This window comes from Burkholderia sp. MSMB1072 (genome assembly GCF_001524725.1).
In the GTDB taxonomy this organism is placed as follows: Bacteria; Pseudomonadota; Gammaproteobacteria; order Burkholderiales; family Burkholderiaceae; genus Burkholderia.
The window spans coordinates 61,553-75,790 of sequence record NZ_LOYC01000050.1 but is presented as its reverse complement, the minus strand read 5'-3'; the positions used below and the strand labels follow the sequence as shown (position 1 = coordinate 75,790).

Below are 14,238 nucleotides of genomic sequence, written 5' to 3'. Positions count from 1 at the left end.
CCCGCCCCGCTCCTGTCACGACGCTTCGATGCGCGCGCGCGTCACCGCGAGCAGCGTCGCCATCGCGCGGCGCGCGCCGTCCTCGTCGCGCACGCGGATCGCGTCGCTGACGGCCGTATGCTCGGCAAGCGACGCGTTGTACACGTCCGCCCGACGCGCATTCAGTTGCAGTTGCGCCTCGAGCGTGCGATCGATCAGCGCGCCGAGCGGCACCAGCAGCTCGTTGCCGCCGGCCTCCAGCACGCTCAGGTGAAAGCGCAGGTCGGCGCGCACCCATTCGTCGACGTTGCGCGCGGCGGCCATCGCGCGCGCCGCGCCCTCGATCGCGTCGAACGCGTCGGGCGTATGCGTGCGCGCGGCCAGCGCGGCCGCGTATGGCTCGATCATCTCGCGCATCTCCTGCAGCTTCAGCGCGAACGCGAGCGGCGGCGCGACGCGCGCATACCAGTCGAGCAGATCGGCATCGAGCAGGTTCCACGCACGGCGCGGCCGCACGCGCGTGCCGACTTTCGGCCGCGATTCGACCAACCCCTTCGACGTCAGCGTGCGCAACGCCTCGCGCATCACCGTGCGGCTCACGCCGTACATCTCCATCAGGTCGGGTTCCCTCGGCAGCAGCGATTCGGGCGGATAGTCGCCGCGCAGGATCGCCGTCGCGAGCCGGAAGGCCGTCTGTCCATGCAGGTCGCGTTGAATGATCGTTCTCCGTCGGGCGGGTGCCCACTATCTGCACATTAATGCTATTAATACTATTTTTTATTCGACTACGCTAGGATAACCGCGAAAGCACGGATCGCGCGCCGCGTCCGCACGGCCGCGCCGGTCAATCATGGAGACTCGCCTCATGAAAATCACTCGCCTCGAAACTTTCGTCGTCCCGCCCCGCTGGCTGTTCCTCAAGATCGAAACCGACGAGGGCATCGTCGGCTGGGGCGAGCCGGTCGTCGAAGGCCGCGCGCACACGGTCGAGGCCGCCGTGCACGAACTGGCCGACTACCTCGTCGGCCGCGACCCGCGCTTGATCGAGGATCACTGGCAGGTGATGTACCGCGCGGGCTTCTATCGCGGCGGGCCGATCATGATGAGCGCGATCGCCGGCGTCGACCAGGCGCTGTGGGACATCAAGGGCAAGCATCACGGCGTGCCGGTGCACGCGCTGCTGGGCGGCCAGGTGCGCGACCGCATCAAGGTGTATTCGTGGATCGGCGGCGACCGGCCGAGCGACGTCGCGAACAATGCGCGCGCGGTCGTCGAGCGCGGCTTCAAGGCGCTGAAGATGAACGGCTCCGAAGAACTGCAGATCGTCGACACCTACGACAAGGTCGAGCAGGTGATCGCGAACGTCGCGGCGGTGCGCGATGCGGTCGGCCCGCACGTGGGAATCGGCGTCGACTTCCACGGCCGCGTGCACAAGCCGATGGCGAAGGTGCTCGCGAAGGAGCTCGACCCGTACAAGCTGATGTTCATCGAGGAGCCGGTGCTGTCGGAGAACGCCGAGGCGCTGCGCGACATCGTCAACCAGACCAATACGCCGATCGCGCTCGGCGAACGGCTGTACTCGCGCTGGGACTTCAAGCACATCCTCGCGGGCGGCTACGTCGACATCATCCAGCCGGACGCATCGCACGCGGGCGGCATCACCGAATGCCGCAAGATCGCGACGCTCGCGGAAAGCTACGACGTCGCGCTCGCGCTGCACTGCCCGCTCGGGCCCATTGCGCTCGCCGCGTGCCTGCAGCTCGACGCGGTCAGCTACAACGCATTCATCCAGGAACAGAGCCTCGGCATCCACTACAACCAGGGCAACGACCTGCTCGACTACCTGCGCAATCCCGAAGTGTTCCGCTACGAAGACGGCTTCGTCGCGATCCCGCAGGGCCCGGGGCTCGGCATCGACGTGAACGAGGAAAAGGTGCGCGAGATGGCGAAGACGGGCCATCGCTGGCGCAACCCGGTGTGGCGCCACGCGGATGGCAGCGTCGCCGAGTGGTGAGTGCGATGCGCATCGCGCGCGGCTGCGGCCGGCGCGATACGCATTCGGTTGCCGACGGCCGGTTGCGGACGGCCGGTTTCGGACAGCCGGTCTCGGACAGCCGGTTCCGGACGGCCGCCCGGCAGGGCGGCCGTTTTACATGCGCGTCGCCATGACGTCGCGCCGCACGGAGCGCGCCGTCAGCCGAGCGCCGCGAACCCCGGCACGCTGAACGACAGCACGGCCGCCGCGACGAATACGCCGATCATCGTCATCCCTTCGAGATGCAGGATGTTGCGGAACGTGTACGCGTCCTCGGTCGACGCGGTGCGGCGCAGGCGCGGCAGCGCCGAGAAGCGGTTGAGCCCGCCGAGCACGAGCGCGAGCGCGACGAGCAGCAGCTTCAGCAGCAACACGCGCCCCCACGTGCTGCCGTCGAGCGGCGCGAGCGAGCCGCCGAGCCCGCGGATCGCGTTGAGCACGCCGGTGCCGAGCACGAAGACGACCGCGACGATCGACGTACGCGACAGGTGCTGGCCGATGCGGATCAGCGCGCCGCGCGCGACCGACGACCCCAGCGCCGGCAGCACCGCGAGCCCACCCGCGAGCACGAGGCCGCCCCATACGGCGGTGGCCAGCAGGTGCAGCGTCTGCACGCCGACCGCCGCGGACAGCACGCCGCTATCGGCCGCATGGCCGAGCGACGCCTTGCCGGCCGCGACCACGATCACCGCGAGCCACAGCACCGCATGCGCGAGCGGGCCGTCCGGCTTCGCGAGCGCGACGATCGCGAGCACCACCGCGCCGGCGAACGCGACGCTCCACGCGAAGCCCGTGTGCGTCTGCATCAGCATGACGGGCATCGCGGCGAACGCGCCGCCGAGCCCCGCGCCGCTCATCGCCGCGGCCTCGTAGACGAGCCAGCCGAGATCGGCGAGCACCAGTGCCAGCGCCGCCGCGACCAGCGAATGTTGCGCACGCAGCCATGCGGGGTGCGACGGCGCGACGACCGGCCGCGCGCCGTCCTTGCCGAGCCACGCCTTGAGCAGCGCCGAGCCGACCGCCATCGCGAACGCCGCGTCCATCAGCGCCGCGAGCGCGACCTGCCCGATCCACAAACTGTCGAACTTCATCGCGCATGCCCTCCCGCAAGCGGCAGGCCGGCAGTGCGGCGGCAACGGGACGGACGGCGTGAGGCAGGCAACGGCACGGTAAGAAACGTCATCGATGAATCCGGAAACGGGAGAAATGACTGGACCTGCGGCGGAGGCGGCGCCGCGCGACCCGCGAGTGTACGGTCTTCGAGGGTGAAAGCGCACGCCGGTTCACTCGCGCGTGGCGCAATGCGCGTCAAATTGTCGCAAGTCGCAAACAGACAGGAACCGATGTCCTTTCGTCAAATAGCCGTCATTACCCATCGATGATAGAATGCCGCGTCGCAGCAGCCCGGCTGTCCTGCCGTCCATGCGCCGAGCCGATCGTAGCCCGGACAAGGTCCCCGACGAATAATCATGGAGTCTCGTGTGTCTTCAAGACGCCTCTTCCGTCCGCTGCTCGCCGTTCTGATGATCGGCGGCGCGGGCCTTACGAGCGCTGCCCAAGCGCAGACCAAGCCCACGGAGCAAGCGCACGCCCAGCAGGCGCCGCTCAAGGCACCCGATACCATGGCCGAGCGTGTGCGCGGCTGTACCGCATGCCACGGCGTTCACGGCCAGGGCACGGACAACGACTATTTCCCGCGGCTTGCCGGCAAGCCGGCCGAGTACCTGTACAACCAGCTCGTCAACTTCCGTGACGGCCGGCGCAAGTACCCGCCGATGAATTACCTGCTGACGTACCTGAACGACGACTACCTGCGCGAAATCGCCGAGCACTTCTCGGCCGAACGTCCGCCGTACCCGACGCCGGCGAAGCCGACGCTGCCGGCCGCGACGCTCGCCCGCGGCAAGCAGCTCGTCACGCAGGGCGACCCGTCCCGCAAGCTGCCGGCCTGCGTGGCCTGCCACGGCGCAGGGCTGACCGGCATGCAGCCGGCGATCCCGGGCCTCGTCGGCCTGCACGCCGATTACCTGAGCGCACAGCTCGGCGCATGGCGCTCGGGCAACCGCCACGCGAAGGCGCCCGATTGCATGCACGACATCGCCGCGAAGCTTTCCGACGAAGACGTGACGGCCGTGACCGCATGGCTCGCCGCGCAACCGGCGCCCGCCAACCCCGTGCCGGCTCCGGCGCGTTCGATGAAGACTCCGCTCGCCTGCGGCAGCGAACCGCAATAAGGCAAGGGAGACAGACACAATGAAACGCAAGTCCCTGTTTGCACTCTCGGCCGTCGCGATCATCGCGGCCGCCGCCCTCGTGCCGGTTCTGTGGCCGGGCAACGACACGCTGCACGGCGCTGCCGCCGTCGCGGCCACGCCGGCCGACCAGGCCGCGCTGATCAAGAAGGGCGAATACCTCGCGCGCGTGGGCGACTGTATCGCGTGCCACACCGTGCGCGGCGGCAAGCCGTTCGCGGGCGGCCTGCCGATGGCGACGCCGTTCGGCACGATGTACACGCCGAACATCACGCCGGACGACCAGAACGGTATCGGCAAGTGGACGTCGGACGACTTCTACCGCGCGATGCACACCGGCCGTTCGAAGGACGGCAGCCTGCTCTATCCGGGCTTCCCGTTCGCGAGCTACACGAAGGTCACGCGCGCCGATTCGGACGCGATCTACGCGTACCTGCGCTCGGTGGCGCCGGTGTCGGTGCCGAGCCGCCCGCACGAACTGAAGTTCCCGTTCAACAACCGCAACCTGCTGATCGGCTGGCGCACGCTGTTCTTCAAGGAAGGCGAGTACAAGCCGGATCCGACGAAGTCGGTCGAATGGAACCGCGGCGCGTATCTCGTCGAAGGCCTCGGCCACTGCTCGATGTGCCACACGTCGATCAACATGATGGGCGGCCCGGTGAACTCGTCGGCGTTCGCCGGCGGCCTGATCCCGCTGCAGAACTGGTATGCGCCGTCGCTGACGAACGACAAGGAACTCGGCCTCGGCGACTGGCACGTGCAGGAGCTGTCCGACCTGCTGCAAGCCGGCGTGTCGCAAAAGGGCGCGGTGTTCGGCCCGATGGCGGACGTGGTCCACAACAGCCTGCAGTACATGACCGACGAAGATACGCGCGCGATGTCGACGTACCTGAAGTCGATCCCGCAGAAGGCCGAAGCGCCGAAGAACATGCAGTACGAGCCGTCGAAGCAGTTCGGCAACGCGCTGTTCGAGCAGGGCAAGAAGATCTACGCGGACAACTGCGCGACCTGCCACGCCGAAAACGGCGCCGGCAAGCCGCCGGCCTATCCGCCGCTCGCGGGCAACCACTCGATCATGATGGAATCGGCCGTCAACCCGATCCGCATGGTGCTGAATGGCGGCTACCCGCCGAGCACGTTCAAGAATCCGCGTCCGTACGGGATGCCGCCGTTCGCACAGTCGCTGTCGAACCAGGAAGTCGCGGCGGTCGTCACGTATATCCGGATGTCTTGGGGTAACAACGGTACGCCGATCTCGCCGCAACAGGTGAGCGATCTGCGTTCCGCGCCGCTCGACTAAGAAGCGGCTCACACACACGGGGCGCGGCTGCGGGAAACCGCGGCCGCGCCCTTTTGCTTTTTGGCTGTTTTGCGATGCAGGTTTGCCGCGCGGGCCGCGCGATGCATCGCCGATCATAAAACTCAAGAGTGGTATCTATGTCTTTCGAATCTCTAGGCCTGGCCGAACCGCTGGTCAAGGCGGTCAACGAGCTCGGCTACACGTCGCCGACCCCGATCCAGCAGCAGGCGATCCCGGCCGTCCTCGGCGGCGGCGACCTGCTCGCCGGCGCACAAACCGGCACCGGCAAGACCGCCGGCTTCACGCTGCCGATCCTGCAACGCCTGCACACGTTCTATGCCGAGCACCGTGGCGCGAAGCGCGCGGTGCGCGCACTGATCCTCACGCCGACGCGCGAACTCGCCGCCCAGGTCGAGGAAAGCGTGCGCGCGTACAGCAAGTACCTGAAGCTGCGCTCGACCGTGATGTTCGGCGGCGTCAGCATCAATCCGCAGATCGATGCGCTCAAGCGCGGCGTCGACATCGTCGTCGCGACGCCGGGGCGCCTGCTCGACCACATGCAGCAGAAGACCATCGACCTGTCGGATCTCGACATCCTCGTGCTCGACGAAGCCGACCGGATGCTCGACATGGGCTTCATCCACGACATCAAGCGCGTGCTCGCGAAGCTGCCGCCGCAGCGCCAGAACCTGCTGTTCTCGGCCACCTTCTCCGACGAGATCAAGGCGCTTGCCGACAGCCTGCTCGACTCGCCCGCGCTGATCGAGGTCGCCCGCCGCAACACGACCGCCGAGAGCGTCGCGCAGAAGATTCATCCGGTCGACCGCGACCGCAAGCGCGAGCTGCTCACGCACCTGATCCGCGAGCACAACTGGTTCCAGGTGCTCGTGTTCACGCGCACCAAGCACGGTGCGAACCGGCTTGCGGAGCAACTGACGAAGGACGGCATCAGCGCGATGGCGATCCACGGCAACAAGAGCCAGTCGGCCCGTACGCGCGCGCTGGCCGAGTTCAAGAACAGCACGCTGCAGGTGCTCGTCGCGACCGATATCGCCGCGCGCGGGATCGACATCGACCAGTTGCCGCACGTCGTCAACTTCGACCTGCCGAACGTGCCCGAGGATTACGTGCACCGGATCGGCCGCACGGGCCGCGCGGGCGCGACCGGCGAAGCCGTGTCGCTCGTGTGCGTCGACGAGAAGCAGTTGCTGCGCGACATCGAGCGGCTGATCAAGCGCGAGATCCCGCAGGAAGTGATCGCAGGCTTCGAACCCGATCCGAACGCGAAGCCGGAGCCGATCCAGCAACGCCGCGGGCAACAGCAACCGCGCGGCGGCGGCGGCAATCGCCCGCCGCGTGGCGGCGGCTCAGGCCAGCCGGCCGCGAAACGCGACGGCAACGCGCAACCGAAGGCCGGGCAACCGAAAGCGGCACCGCAAAAGGCAGCGAAGCCGCGCACGCAGGGCGGCGCCGGTGGTAACGGCGGCGGCCGTCCGGCGGGCGGCGGCAACGGCGCCCGGCCGGCGAGCGGCAACGCCGCGCACGCGAACCGCAACCGTTCGTCGCGCAGCGGCCAGCGCGGTCACTGAAGCCGCGCGGCCGCGCGCCGCAGGTGCTCGATCTGGCGCTGCCAGCGTGCGAGCACCGCGGCGCGCTCCCCTTCCAGTGTGAACGTGACGCCCGTCGCGAGACGCGCATAGCCGACCCGCTGCGCATCGCCGTGCGCGATCGTCGCAGCGAATCCGGCCAGTCCCCCGAAGTCTCCTTCGAGCGGCGCCATCTCCAGTTGCGCCTGAAAGAACGCACCGTCCGCGACGAGCGTCAACGCGGCCGTGCGCCGTTGCGCGATCGCGCGGGCCGTCCGCGACTGCGGCCAGAGCGCGATCAGCAGCGTGCGCGCATCGTGCGCATAGATCTCGCCGACGCCGAGCAGCGTCGTGCGCAACTGGCCGTCGTCGGTCGCGACGATCAGCGACGCGGCGATATCGGCATGACGTTCGAGTGCGGTGCCGTCGAACAACGACACGACGGCGGACGGCCACGCGTCGAAGGTCCATTGTTCGAGCGCGTGGCGATGGGTATCGGTCATGATGGCGTGGCCCCGGGTACGGATCGGACGAGGATGCGCCAGCATAGCGCGACGGGCCGCGCCGCGGCGATCAGCGCAGGAAAACGTGCCGCGTGATCTTCGTGAGCGGATAGTGGACGCTCGGCTGGATCTTCGCGGGCAGATCGAGCGGCTTGAGCAGCATCTTCACGCACATGTCGGCCGACAGGTTGCGCCGCACGAGCCTGCTGATGCGCGCGGCGCGCTCGCGGTTGTATTGGCTGTCGCCGACGCGGTCCGGATAGCGGATCGCGAATACGTGGCGCAGCGCGATCTCGGAATCCTCGTTCTTGATTTCCATCACGCGGCGCGCGAGCGCCCCGAGCACCGCGAGCCGGCCGTTGCCTTCGACCTGGTTGTACTTCTTGAAGAACTTGAAGAAGTGCTTGTAGTGGCGCACTTCGTCCGTGCGGATGTTGTCGGTGATTTCCTTCAGCACCGGCTCGTCCGAGCATTCGTTGATCGCGCGATAGAGCGTGGCCGTGCCCGTCTCGACGACGCAGCGTGCGACCATTTCAAGCGCGCGGGTCTTTTCGAACGCCTCGACCGAGCAGGTCTTCGAATACTCGGCAAAGAAATTCGCGAAGGCGGTATCCCAGTCGAACTCGGGCCACACGTGCGCGATGTACGCCTTCAGCGCGCGGCCGTGCTGCAATTCTTCGTGCTCCCACGCATTGTTGAGCCATGCGGAAACTTCCGGATCGTCGTTGAAGAATTCGCTCAGATTGCTCGTATAGAGATCCGAGCCGCTTTCGATGAACGACGATGCGCACAGCAGCAACAACAGATCCTCGTTCGCGGCGGCACGCTGACGATCGATCCGGTTCAGGTCGATGTCCTCGATACGCCACGGCATCACATGCGTCGTTTTGGTGTCCATGGTGGTGCGCTCCCAGTCGTCGCGCGGAGGCCGGCCCATGCCTGGGGCACAGGCGCCAGCCGATCCGCAGGCGGCGTTTTACATGCGTTTATAGTGAATCGGTCCGGCCGAACCATCCTGGCATCTTAGCCGGACTTTGACGTTCGTGCTCCAAAGCACTGACCATACCCGGCAGGCGCAGTTCCACGGCGTCCGTTGCCGTTCGTTAGACGAGGCCTTCGAACCGCTTGCGCGCGTGCGACCGTATCCGCCGCGCGAAACGAAACGGGCGGCCGCCGGGCCGCCCGTGATGCGTGAAAATTGCCGGTAACGCTGGAAGCGATCCGTCAGAAACCGGCCGCCAGCCCGTCGCGCCGGCTGTCGCTCGCGGCCACGTAGCCGCGCTCCGGATCGTCGGGATCGAGGCGCCAGACGAACTGCCCCGAACCGAAATCCATGTAAGGATCGTCGATCGACTGGATCGTGTGGCCGCGGGCGGCCAGCGCGTCGACCGTCGCGCGGTTCATCGTCGCCTCGACGTCGAGCGTGAAGTCGCGGTTGACCTTCCAGCGCGGCGCGCAACATGCGGCCTGCGGCTGCTGGCCATAGCCGAGCATCCGCACGACGGTCTGCAGATGGCCCTGCGGCTGCATGTCGCCGCCCATCACGCCGAAGCTCATCACGGCCTCGGTGCGGCCGTTGGCTTCCTCTGTGACGAACGCCGGGATGATCGTGTGGAACGGCCGCTTGCCGCCCGCGACGACGTTCGGCGAAGCCGGGTCCATCGAGAAGCCGTGCCCGCGGTTCTGCAGCGCAATGCCCGTGCCGGGCACGACGAGCCCCGAACCGAAGCCCATGTAGTTCGACTGGATGAAGCTCACCATCATTCCGCGTTCGTCGGCCGCCGCGAGGTAGATCGTGCCGCCCGAATGCGGGCGGCCGGCGGCGAAGTGCGTCGCGCGGGCAGGATCGATCAGCTTCGCGCGTTCGGCGAGATAGGCATCGTCGAGCATCTGTTCGGGCGTGACGTCCATCGCGCGCGGATCGGCGACGTAGCGATAGACGTCCGCGAACGCGAGCTTCATCGCCTCGATCTGCAGGTGCTGCGAATCGACCGAGTCGATCGGCCATTCGGTCGCGCCCGCATGCTCGGCGATGCCGAGCGCGATCAGCGCGGCGATGCCCTGCCCGTTCGGCGGGATCTCGTGAATCGTGTGGCGGCCGAAGCGCTTGCCGATCGGCTCGACCCATTCCGGCCGGTACGCGCGCAAGTCGGCTTCGGTCAGCGCGCCGCCGCCTTCGCGCGCGAACGCGGCGATACGCTCGGCGAGCGCGCCTTCGTAGAACGCACGGGCACCGTCCTTCGCGAGCGTGCGCAGCGTCTGCGCATGCCCGGGCAGGCACATGCGTTCACCGACGAGCGGCGCGCGGCCGCGCGGCATGAAGGTGTCCGCGAAGCCGGGCAGGCCCTGCAGTTCGGGAACGGCCGCCGCCCACTTGTGCGCGACGATCGGCGACACCGAATAGCCGCGCTCCGCGATCTCTATCGCCGGCTCGAGCAGGTCCGCGAACGGCAGCGAACCGAACTTCGCGTGCAGCGCTTCCCAGCCCGCGATCACGCCCGGCACGGTGACGGTGTCCCAGCCGCGCGTCGGCTTGTTCGCGATGCCGCGCGCGTTGGCGCCGTGGCGCTTGCGGAAGTAGTCGACGTTCCACGCGGCCGGCGCGACGCCCGATGCATTCAGCCCGGACAGCCGCTCGCCGTCCCACACGAGCGCGAATGCATCGCCGCCGAGCCCGCACGACACGGGCTCGACGACCGTGATCGCGGCGGCCGCGGCCAGCGCCGCGTCCACCGCGTTGCCGCCCTTCCACAGCATCCGCAGCCCGGCCTGCGCGGCAAGCGGGTGCGACGTCGACACGACGTTGCGCGCGAACACCGGAATGCGGGTCGACGGATACGGGTTGTGCCAGTTGAAATCAGTCATCGATACCACCTCGTCGAAAGCCGAATGAACGCGCCCGCGCGAGCGGGCAATCCGCCATTGCAGCGCGATCGGCGCAATCGCACAAATTCATTTGTCACATGAATCCATGCAATTTCTACATGATTCATGTGCGCCGACGGCCGGCTGGCCGGCCGAACGCCGTTGCCGCCCTTACAATACCCGCTCCGTCTCACGACCCGACCATCGAGCCATGACCCGAGATCCCCGCCTCACCCTCAACGCGCGCCAGCAGGAATTGCTCGAATGGGTGCAGCGCGACGGCTTCGTGACCGTCGACGATCTCGCCGCGCATTTCGCGGTGACGCCGCAGACGATCCGCCGCGACGTGAACTGGCTCGCCGACCTGAACCTGCTGCGCCGCTACCACGGCGGCGCGAGCCTGCCGACCAGCTCGGAGAACGTGTCGTATACGGCGCGCCAGCGGATGTTCCACGACGAGAAACGACGCATCGCGGCGCTCGCGGCATCGCACATCCCCGACCAGGCATCGCTGTTCATCAACCTCGGCACGACGACCGAGGAAGTCGCGCGCGCGCTGAACCGCCATCACGGGCTGCACGTGATCACGAACAACCTGAACGTCGCGTCGATGATGAGCGGCTACCCCGACTGCGAGGTGCTGATCACGGGCGGCATCGTGCGGCCGTGGGACAAGGGTATCGTCGGCGAGCTCGCGATCGACTTCATCCGCCAATTCAAGGTCGACTACGCGATCATCGGCACGTCCGCGATCGAGGCCGACGGCACGCTGCGCGATTTCGACACGCGCGAGGTGCGCGTGGCCGAGGCGATCATGCAGCATGCGCGCACGGTCTACCTCGTGACCGACCATTCGAAGGTCGGCCGCCCGGCGCTGGTGCGCCAGGGCCATCTGAGCCAGGTGCACGCGCTTTTCACCGACAAGCCGCTGCCGCCCGACATGGCCGACACGGTGGCCGCGGCCGGCACCCAGGTGTACGTCGCGGAATGACGCTCGCGATGTTGCAGCGCACCTGAAACTTCAAGTGAAATCAAGAAGTTGACGCCGCGCGCGAACCGCTCGCGGCGGGCCCTTCTGTCAAACGGAAAATTAACGGGGCACGATTTGTCGTTGCCTGCGCGCTCGACTAGACTCCAGTTCCCCGGCCCGTTCGCCGATCCGCCTGTGCCAGGGCGGTGCGAATCGCAGGCCGGCGAATGCAGCTTTTCCCCCCAAGCCATACCCTCGCGGGGTATCGCGCGGCGGCGTATGCGCCGGCCGCGCGGGCAGTCCGATTGCCATGGAGAGAACGATGCTGAGTCCGCATGAATTCGCCACGCTCTTGCTTGTGAAGGACGCGCCTGATCAGCGCGACATGGATCGGGATGAACTGGACATCCTGCTCGAACAACAGCTCGTCCGCCTGGAAGGGCTCGGCTCGGGACGCAAATACTGCGTGACCGAGACCGGCGACGCCGCGCTGCGATCCATCAAGTACCGCTATTCGTAAGCCCCGCCGCTTTGACCCGAACGCGCGGCCGGACTCCGGCCGCGCGTTCGTTTCGGCCTCCCGCCTGCCCGCCGTTCGCCGCCCCCGGCATCAGCCGCCGCGCAGCGTCGGATCGACCGCCGCCCGCCAGCTGATGGCCTGCGCACGCGCCCCGTTGAAATAGGCGATCCAGCCGGCGCGCGCCGCCGCGTCGGGCGCCACATAGTGGGTCGAAAGTTCGTTTACGAACGCACAATAGTTCGCCTCGGTCAGCCCGCGATACCGTTTCGCGACGTACGCGTCGTACAGCGTCGAGTAGACCGGCTGCGCGTCCGCGCCCCAGTCGCGCGCCGCGCCGCCGCACGACGTCTGCAGGTCGACGAACGACGGCGCCCGCCAGTTGCCGGCGAGCGGCGGCATACCCGCGCTGCACCCCGCCAGAAGGACGGCGCACACGCCGGCCCACATCCCAATACGCATGATTCACCTCGCGAAACGGTCGATTTCGTCAGTATCGTCCGGGATCGGCTGGCGCGCTACTGGCCCCGCTTTTTCGAACTTTACTTTTTCGATTTCGTTCGTTAAATTTCGAATTCGAACATTTCATGTTCGCCCTATTTCAACAGACGATAAGGACAGCAGGTGACCCAACCGAATCGCTACGATCTGCTCGTCGTCGGCGGCGGCATCAACGGCGCGGGGATCGCGCGCGATGCGGCCGGCCGCGGCCTGTCGGTCATGCTCTGCGAGCAGGACGACCTCGCGTCGCACACGTCGTCGTCCAGCACGAAGCTGATTCACGGCGGCCTGCGTTACCTCGAGTACAACGAGTTCGGGCTGGTGCGCAAGGCGCTGCAGGAACGCGAAACGCTGCTGCGCGCGGCGCCGCACATCATGTGGCCGCTGCGCTTCGTGATGCCGCACATGCCGAACCTGCGCCCGGCCTGGCTGATCCGCATCGGCCTGTTCCTTTACGATCACCTCGCGAAACGCGAGCTGCTGCCCGGCTCGCGCGGCATCGACATGCGCCGCCATGCGGCCGGCGCGCCGCTGATCGACTCGATCAAGCGCGGCTTCGTGTATTCCGACGGCTGGGTCGACGACGCCCGCCTCGTCGTGCTGAACGCGATGGATGCGAAGGAGCGCGGCGCCGAGATCCTGACGCGCACGAAGCTCGTTTCCGCCGAGCGCCGCGGCGACGCATGGGAAGCGCGGCTGCAGCAGGCCGACGGTTCGATCCGCGTCGTACACGCGAGCGCGATCGCGAACGCGGCCGGCCCGTGGGTCGGCGAAGTGCTGCACGGCGCGCTCGGCCGCGGCGCGCATCACAGCGTGCGGCTCGTGAAGGGCAGCCACATCATCACGCGCCGCCTGTTCGATCACGATCACGCCTACATCTTCCAGAACCCGGACAAGCGGATCATCTTCGCGATTCCGTACGAGCACGATTTCACGCTGATCGGCACGACCGACGTCGAATACACGAACGATCCCGCGAAGGTCGCGATCGATCGCGACGAGACGCAGTACCTGTGCGATTCGATCAACCGCTACTTCAAGCGCAAGATCTCGCCGGCCGACGTGCACTGGACCTATTCGGGCGTGCGCCCGCTGCTGGAAGACGAGAACGCGGCGAACGCATCGGCCGTCACGCGCGACTATCGCCTCGAGCTCGACGACGGCGCGGGCGCCCCGTTGCTGTCGGTGTTCGGCGGCAAGATCACGACGTTCCGCAAGCTCGCGGAAGAAGCCGGCGACATGCTGTGCCGCGCGCTCGGCCGCGACGCGAAGCCCTGGACGGCCGGCATCGCGCTGCCGGGCGGCGACATCGCGAACGCGAAGTTCGACGGGTTCGCCGGCGCGTTCGCGAAACGCCATCCGTGGCTGCCCGCCGCACTCGCGCGCCGCTATGCGCGTGCGTACGGCACCCGTGCGGAGCGCGTGATCGACGGCGCGAAGTCGCTTGCCGATCTCGGCGCCGAAATCGCACCGGGCATCCACGACGCGGAACTGCGCTACCTGCGCGACGCCGAATGGGCGACCTGCGCGCAGGACGTGCTGTGGCGGCGCTCGAAGCTCGGGCTGCACGTCGCGCCCGGCACGCTCGATGCCGTGACCGCCGCGGTCGACGCATGGTTCGCCGCCGCGCATGCGCCGCACGCCTGATTCGAATGCAGTTGCAGTTGCCTGACCGACGTTGATTCACCGACGCGCCGCCCACATGCGGCGCGCATCACAACTAAGCCAAT

At 67.6% G+C, this 14,238-nt stretch carries 13 protein-coding genes; 7 read left to right on the top strand and 6 right to left on the bottom strand.

The annotated features are described in order from the left end of the window. Positions 1–15 precede the first annotated feature (15 nt). Positions 16–699, bottom strand: a complete 684-nt coding sequence (locus WS89_RS24480; RefSeq protein ID WP_034208310.1) for a FadR/GntR family transcriptional regulator — start codon at positions 697–699, stop codon at positions 16–18. Positions 700–844: 145 nt separating this feature from the next. On the opposite strand from WS89_RS24480, the gene dgoD reads away from it, so the two are divergent. Continuing rightward, positions 845–1,993, top strand: coding sequence for a galactonate dehydratase (dgoD, locus tag WS89_RS24475; protein ID WP_059504527.1), 1,149 nt, complete (start codon positions 845–847; stop codon positions 1,991–1,993). Between the two features lie 179 nt (positions 1,994–2,172). Here dgoD and WS89_RS24470 read toward each other — a convergent pair whose 3' ends face one another. Further along, on the bottom strand, positions 2,173–3,105 hold the full coding sequence (locus tag WS89_RS24470; protein WP_059504525.1) for a CopD family protein: 933 nt from the start codon (positions 3,103–3,105) through the stop codon (positions 2,173–2,175). A gap of 378 nt (positions 3,106–3,483) precedes the next feature. Here WS89_RS24470 and WS89_RS24465 point away from each other — a divergent pair, with 378 nt between their 5' ends. From WS89_RS24465 to WS89_RS24455, 3 genes are all read left to right on the top strand, one after another. Continuing rightward, positions 3,484–4,248 (top strand): c-type cytochrome, encoded by a 765-nt coding sequence (locus WS89_RS24465; protein ID WP_034208313.1) that lies wholly within the window; start codon positions 3,484–3,486, stop codon positions 4,246–4,248. A gap of 19 nt (positions 4,249–4,267) precedes the next feature. Then, a complete protein-coding gene (locus WS89_RS24460; RefSeq protein WP_059794029.1) occupies positions 4,268–5,566 on the top strand; it encodes a c-type cytochrome in 1,299 nt (432 codons plus the stop codon). Between the two features lie 137 nt (positions 5,567–5,703). Next, positions 5,704–7,155 carry a DEAD/DEAH box helicase gene (locus WS89_RS24455; RefSeq protein ID WP_059504521.1) on the top strand — a complete coding sequence of 484 codons (1,452 nt, stop codon included), beginning with the start codon at positions 5,704–5,706 and terminating at the stop codon, positions 7,153–7,155. On the opposite strand, the gene WS89_RS24450 is transcribed toward WS89_RS24455, so the two are convergent. The 3 genes from WS89_RS24450 to WS89_RS24440 form a co-directional block, all read right to left on the bottom strand. After that, on the bottom strand, positions 7,149–7,655 hold the full coding sequence (locus WS89_RS24450) for a hypothetical protein (protein ID WP_059794027.1): 507 nt from the start codon (positions 7,653–7,655) through the stop codon (positions 7,149–7,151). The genes WS89_RS24455 and WS89_RS24450 overlap by 7 nt on opposite strands. 70 nt (positions 7,656–7,725) lie before the next feature. Beyond that, positions 7,726–8,553, bottom strand: a complete 828-nt coding sequence (locus tag WS89_RS24445) for a ferritin-like domain-containing protein (protein ID WP_059794100.1) — start codon at positions 8,551–8,553, stop codon at positions 7,726–7,728. A 326-nt stretch (positions 8,554–8,879) separates the two neighbouring features. Then, on the bottom strand, positions 8,880–10,520 hold the full coding sequence (locus tag WS89_RS24440) for a gamma-glutamyltransferase family protein (RefSeq protein ID WP_059794025.1): 1,641 nt from the start codon (positions 10,518–10,520) through the stop codon (positions 8,880–8,882). A gap of 211 nt (positions 10,521–10,731) precedes the next feature. On the opposite strand from WS89_RS24440, the gene WS89_RS24435 reads away from it, so the two are divergent. Next, positions 10,732–11,511, top strand: coding sequence for a DeoR/GlpR family DNA-binding transcription regulator (locus WS89_RS24435; protein ID WP_034208319.1), 780 nt, complete (start codon positions 10,732–10,734; stop codon positions 11,509–11,511). 301 nt (positions 11,512–11,812) lie between these two features. Then, positions 11,813–12,010 carry a hypothetical protein gene (locus WS89_RS24430; protein ID WP_006477892.1) on the top strand — a complete coding sequence of 66 codons (198 nt, stop codon included), beginning with the start codon at positions 11,813–11,815 and terminating at the stop codon, positions 12,008–12,010. A 90-nt stretch (positions 12,011–12,100) separates the two neighbouring features. Here the strand turns inward: WS89_RS24430 and WS89_RS24425 are convergent, their stop codons facing one another. Further along, complete coding sequence (locus WS89_RS24425) at positions 12,101–12,469, bottom strand: hypothetical protein (protein ID WP_041489246.1); 369 nt, start codon at positions 12,467–12,469, stop codon at positions 12,101–12,103. Between the two features lie 162 nt (positions 12,470–12,631). Here WS89_RS24425 and glpD point away from each other — a divergent pair, with 162 nt between their 5' ends. Next, positions 12,632–14,155: a glycerol-3-phosphate dehydrogenase gene (gene glpD, locus WS89_RS24420; protein ID WP_059794023.1), complete on the top strand. Its 1,524-nt coding sequence runs from the start codon at positions 12,632–12,634 to the stop codon at positions 14,153–14,155. Positions 14,156–14,238 lie beyond the last annotated feature (83 nt).